Origin of the sequence: Bacillus hominis (genome assembly GCF_018332515.1) — a bacterium.
GTDB classification, from domain to species: Bacteria; Bacillota; Bacilli; order Bacillales; family Bacillaceae_G; genus Bacillus_A; species Bacillus_A hominis.
Window position 1 is genome coordinate 1 of the sequence record NZ_BOQD01000103.1, and the last position, 5,446, is coordinate 5,446.

Consider the following 5,446-nt stretch of genomic DNA (forward strand, 5'->3'; position numbering starts at 1 on the left):
GGGGGATTTTGATTCTTTAGCTTGATAGCGATGAGGTAGCACCAACAAAACACAAATTTCTTACGCTACGACAACGTAACGATTTTATGCTATCCGTAAAAAACTGACTAGTGAGGGCTAACACTCAGTGTGGGGGGATGGCCCCCACATAGATCTGAGTTTCACGTTATAAAAAAAGAAAGGGTTGATTGGCATTGCTTTTTATTTGACGATTACTTTTCCATCCATTCCTTTCAAGTAGTGGAACCGACATATTAGTTCATATGTACCGGGAGTTTCAGGTTTTACGGTAATTGTTATTTCTTTTCCTGACGGGATCTCGGCGTCAATTCCGAGTTTTTTTACCGTAAAGGTGTGATCTCTATTTCCTTTGTTTTTCAATAGTAACGTTGTCGTTTTCCCAGCCGGAACAGTGATGGTACTCGGATTAAAGTAATCATCATTTAATTCAACCTCAATAGGCTGTCTCACAATGTCGGATTCGGCAAATATATTGAGTGATCCTAGAGCTGTCATAACTACAATCATCGCAAGTAAAATGATCAATCCAGTTAATTTTTTTTCACAGACATTCACAAACCCTCCTTTCCTAAGCACTAGTGTTTTCAAATTTATAAAATATTATCACTATGAATAGGGTTAGGTGTGTTCCAAGTAGTAATTTTTCCGGTATCGTCTAACAAGAAAATGACAACTGGAATAGGATTTGTGTAAAGTGAAACTTTAATCAGTGGGGGCATCCCACACTGATTATCAGCCCGCACCAATCGGGCGTTTACGGGCAGCCCGACTCCCACCTAACTTCTTTGCTCCACCTGAATTTTGAGGTGGGAGTTTTACTGCCCGGCAAATAGCGGGGTAAATAAAAAAAGCCTCCACTACTGTGGAAGCTTTTCCAAATGATGTGCAATATCAATATACATATCGGAATAAACCGAATGGATTTCATTACTAGGCGCAGCGTTAGAAGAGAAGTGGACGATAACCATATTTGCTTTCGGATCGATGTAAAGCGTTTGTCCGTAACTGCCTAACACTTCGAAAGCACCTTGTTCATTGTGCGGAATCCACCATTGATTATGATAAGAAATTGAAGCGCCAATGCCGATTGCGAGTTCACCTTCTTGTACACCTTTCACACTTTCTGTAATAGCAGAAGGGACGATTTGTTTTCCGTTATATTGACCATTATTTAAAAGTAATTGCCCGAATCTCGCCATATCTCTAGCAGTTGCATTTAAACCAGCGCTTGCTTGTTCTACTTTTGTTTCATCTGTAACGTAATAAGCGTTGTCTTCCATACCAATTTGAGACCAAATTCGCTCGCTTACATTTTCAGCTAACGATTTGCCAGTGATTGTTCGGATAATCCAAGCGAGTGTTTCTGTTGATCCATTATTGTAAGAAAAAGTGGAACCAGTTGCCGCAGTCTCCTCTGCTTCTAGTAACATATCATAAATTTTCATAGGACCATCGTAGTTTTTGCCTCGGGGTAAAATATTACTAGCTAAATATAGTTGTGCATCTTGATTTTCTAGTCCTAGCTGCATATATCCGTGAGTAGGATACTGGGCGGAAACTTGCATATCCATTAATTGTTGAAGTGTTGCTTTTCCGAACGGTGTATTTTTTAATTCTTTTATGTAAGTGTCAGCTGTTTTTTCTACATCAATAAGATTTTCTTCAGCGAGAGATTGTATGACTGCACCAGTAAAAACCTTTGCTAATGATGCCATTCCATGAGGATCACTCTCGTTATATCCATTGAAATATCGCTCATAGACAAGTTGACCATTATGTACAACGACAAAAGCATCTGTTTTATTTTCGTCTAAAAGTTTCTTTAAAGGAGTCGTATTTCCAAATCCACGCTCCACAGCGAAATCGTCTAAGTTTTGTAACGCGGTAGGGAAGTGAGCAACTTGGTCAGGATTGTTTTTTACTTCATTAATTAAAGTGAATTCTTTCATATGTGTATACGACCAACGTAAGTAAGGATCGTCTAACCAGTTTTCTTTTGTGACATTTTCTTTAGTAGGGGTCGTTTTATTATGTTTAAAAAAAGTAAACCCAAGCCCTGTAACTACGAATAGTAATACTAGTAACAGTAATAGCAGGGGAGATTTCTTTACATTCATGTAGGTACCTCCTTTAGTTTCTATTATAAGTATACGCTCGTCTTAAAAGAAATACAAAATAAGGAAAGTAAACGGGTAAGTTTACTTTCCTTATGAACGTTAAGCGGATATTTGTTTGTCTGTACTTTGTTTCTTGAATTTTTGTTTTCGTCCGTGTAATCCATAATAAAGAAGTAAAGTGAACGCAACGATAATAGCTGCGATAAAATACATATTATGATAACTTGATTTGGCAGCGACGATACCTAAAATGAAAGAACCAAAGCCAATGCCGCTATCAAAGAATGAGAAGTAAGTAGCTGTCGCAGAACCACGTCGATGGTTTGGAGCGGCAGAAATTGCAATCGTTTGGAAACTTGGAATTAATGTCCCGTATCCTAAACCGATTAACATACCTGAGCCAAGGAACCAAAATGAAGTTTGCGCTTGGCTTAAAATGAACATCCCAATTGTGAAAATAATGATAGCTGGATAAATAAGTACATTTTCACCGAAACGATCAAATATTTTTCCTGTAAATGGACGAGAAATGACCACAACAAGTGCGTATAGAATAAAGAAGTAACTTGCAATTTCGCTTAAACCGAGTTCTTTCGCATAAATAGGAATAAAGGATAAAATGCCACTATAAGAAAAGGCTAAAACAAATCCTGTCAGAGCGATCGGAATAGAAGATGGTTCAATTAAGTCTTTCCATTTCATTTTTTCTCGTTTTTGTTTGTTTACTGGTGCTTCATGCGGAATATTGACTAGTAATCCTAATAAAAATGCGAGTAATGAAAATACTGAACAAACGATAAATAGTACAGTAAATGAAAAATGGGAAATAATTGTTAAACCTAAAAAAGGACCAATTACCATCGGTAGACTCATAAATACGCCGTAATAAGCAAGCGCTTCACCGCGTCTATGAGCTGGTGCTACATCAGTTACAATTGTTCCAGTTGCTGTTGTTGCCATTCCGAATCCAATACCATGTAAGAAGCGAAGGGCAAGCAATAAAAACAAACTTTGCGTACCGAAATACATAACAGTAGCGGCTAAAAATAGTGAAAGTGAAATAAATAATATTTTCTTTCTTCCTAAATCATCGAGCCATTTTCCTGTGAATGGTCTACATAAAACAGATGAAATAAGAAAAACAGTTGCAACTAAACCAATTTCCTCAGGTTTTCCTTTTAGGCCGTCTATAACATAGACAGGCAGAGTAGTCATAAGCATGTAAAATGTTAAAAAGAGAAACAGACTACTAAAACAAGTTCCGAGGAAATCCTTCGTCCAAAGTTTTTCACTTTGCATCGTCATCCCCCCATATTAATGATCTAAATTTTTGATAATTTGTTGTAACAATTGAAAAGCTTCATGTAAATCTTCTTCTTTAATACCTTCTAGCGTCTTTTCTTCAAAGGAATCAACTTCTTCTTGCCATACTGGAATCATTTTTAGTGCAGTATCAGATAATGAAATCAACTTTTCACGGCGATCTTTTCCTTCTGTACGAATAATCCAGCCCATCGTTTCCATACGTGTTAACGTACGAGTCATCGTTGGTGATTCAACATTTAAATACTGACATAATTCGGTTTGGGTACAAGCTCCAGTTTGATTAATGCGGAAAATAACAGCCCATTGCGCACTAAATAATCCTGTTGGAGATACACGTTCATTAAATTTCTTCGTAAACTTACGAGAAGTTTGACTGACAAGGTGAAAAAAATGTTGTTTTTCGTCCATGTATTTTGATCCTTTCAAATTAGTTACCTAGCTAACTATATACCTTTTTATTTTAATTGTCTAGTAATAGACATGTTGCTTTATGTGGAAATTTCGTATAGATTTTATGTTGAGAACATACATTCTACATGGTATTCTTTAATTAAGTAAAGAATTTTCTTTCTATTAAAAGAATGGGGGAACTTGTAATGATTAAGCCTGCAACAATGGAGTTTGTTTCACTATCGAACGGAGAAACGATTGCATATCAAGAAGTTGGAAGGCAAAATGAAGAAATGCTCGTACTCATTCATGGGAATATGACATCGTCACAACACTTTGATTTAGTTATTGAGAAACTACAAAAACAATATCATATTTACGCAATTGATTTAAGAGGATTTGGACAATCAACGTATAATAAGGCGATAGATTCTTTACAAGACTTTGCAGAAGATGTGAAACTTTTTATAGATAAATTTAATTTAAAGAAATTTTCATTAATGGGATGGTCAATGGGCGGCGGTGTTGCGATGGAGTTTACAGCGAGCCATCCAACTTTTGTAGAAAAGCTAATATTAGTAGAATCGGTAGGGATGAAAGGGTACCCGATATTTAAAAAAGATATTAACGGGCAACCAATTGGATCGAGTTTATTAAAAACGAAAGAAGAAATTGCGCTAGACCCAGTGCAAATTGCACCCGTACTAGATGCAATAAAAAATATGAATAAAGTATATTACCGTACAGTATGGAATCTATTAATATATACACATAATCAACCTGAACCGGATCGTTATGAAAAGTATTTAGATGATATGTTAACGCAGCGCAATTTCGTTGATGTTAATTATGCATTAGTTACATTTAATATTTCAGACGAACATAATGGTGTTGTACGAGGAAATGGACATATTCACCGTATTCAAGCCCCGACACTCGTCATACAAGGTGACCGCGATTATGTCGTACCACAAGTAGTTGGTGAGGAATTAGCGAAACATTTGCCAAATGCGGAGTTGAAGGTGTTAGAAGATTGCGGGCATTCACCGTTTATTGATTGTTTAGATGTATTTATACAGCATGTAGAGGATTGGTTAGACAATAAATAATTCCCGAAATATAAAACTTGCATATACTATAGCATTTGTATGTATAAGGGGAGAGAGTCAATGCATAATCCATTTTTAATATATCATTCTCCATATAATCATCAATATATAAAAATTATTATTGATCCGATGTATATGCAAGTTTCACCAGTTGTAGTTCCTTTACAAGTGCAGCAGCAACCAATGGTCCATACACATCAGTTTTTATTGGGGCCTTCATTTTATCCCGCATTAACGGGCAGTAAGACTCCCACCTGAAAAGCAAAGGAGTTAGGGGGGAGATCAACTGCCCGTAAAAGCCCGATTGGTGAAGGCTAATAATCAGTGGGGGATGGAGAAACTCCCCACTGATTAAAGTTTCACTTTATGAAAATCCATATTTTAAATATTTTCATTACAATGGGAAAGAACAAACAAGTTTGGGAAGGATAAGAAGCTGAAAAGTATATTCTTTAGCTTCTTTTTTATTGTTAATATTCGTAC

General features: G+C 36.3%; 5 protein-coding genes and 1 pseudogene. 2 read left to right on the forward strand and 4 right to left on the reverse strand.

The features are described from left to right. Positions 1–201: 201 nt before the first annotated feature. The 4 genes and pseudogenes from KI356_RS12040 to KI356_RS12055 all read right to left on the reverse strand — a co-directional run bounded on the left by KI356_RS12040 (position 202) and on the right by KI356_RS12055 (position 3,872). Positions 202–572 (reverse strand): annotated as a pseudogene (locus KI356_RS12040) (cupredoxin domain-containing protein). A gap of 306 nt (positions 573–878) precedes the next feature. Continuing rightward, complete coding sequence (locus KI356_RS12045; RefSeq protein ID WP_212935523.1) at positions 879–2,138, reverse strand: serine hydrolase domain-containing protein; 1,260 nt, start codon at positions 2,136–2,138, stop codon at positions 879–881. Between the two features lie 99 nt (positions 2,139–2,237). Further along, positions 2,238–3,437, reverse strand: a complete 1,200-nt coding sequence (locus KI356_RS12050; RefSeq protein ID WP_212935524.1) for an MFS transporter — start codon at positions 3,435–3,437, stop codon at positions 2,238–2,240. Between the two features lie 15 nt (positions 3,438–3,452). Continuing rightward, positions 3,453–3,872, reverse strand: coding sequence for a MarR family winged helix-turn-helix transcriptional regulator (locus KI356_RS12055; RefSeq protein ID WP_002120698.1), 420 nt, complete (start codon positions 3,870–3,872; stop codon positions 3,453–3,455). 188 nt (positions 3,873–4,060) lie between these two features. Between KI356_RS12055 and phaZ the strand changes: the two genes are divergently transcribed. Next, positions 4,061–4,963, forward strand: a complete 903-nt coding sequence (gene phaZ / locus KI356_RS12060; protein ID WP_128280568.1) for an intracellular short-chain-length polyhydroxyalkanoate depolymerase — start codon at positions 4,061–4,063, stop codon at positions 4,961–4,963. 60 nt (positions 4,964–5,023) lie between these two features. Next, positions 5,024–5,221, forward strand: a complete 198-nt coding sequence (locus KI356_RS12065) for a hypothetical protein (protein ID WP_212935525.1) — start codon at positions 5,024–5,026, stop codon at positions 5,219–5,221. Positions 5,222–5,446 lie beyond the last annotated feature (225 nt).